Origin of the sequence: Cellulomonas sp. GbtcB1 (assembly GCF_019091725.1) — a bacterium.
In the GTDB taxonomy this organism is placed as follows: Bacteria; Actinomycetota; Actinomycetes; order Actinomycetales; family Cellulomonadaceae; genus Cellulomonas.
Map to the genome: position 1 here is coordinate 1 of NZ_JAGXJG010000757.1, position 228 is coordinate 228.

The window sequence follows — 228 nt, forward strand, 5'->3', positions numbered from 1 at the left end:
GGGGAGCCCGGCTCCCTCGACGCCCTGCTCGCCGCCGCGGAGCGGCCCCCCGCGGCCGGGGCGCCCGGGCCCGCGCTGCTCAACGAGGACGGCACGGTCTACCCGCCGGCGCGCGAGCTGCCGTCGCTGACGCAGGGCGCCGGCCACGCCGTGCTCGGCAAGGACTGGCCCGGGAACCCGTGGACGCGCGCCAACCTGCGCCGGCAGGAGACGGGCGGTGCCGAGCGG

General features: G+C 81.6%; 1 pseudogene. It reads left to right on the forward strand.

The annotated features are described in order from the left end of the window. Positions 1-228: pseudogene (locus tag KVT14_RS22095) on the forward strand (dTDP-Rha--alpha-D-GlcNAc-pyrophosphate polyprenol alpha-3-L-rhamnosyltransferase); the annotation flags it as partial.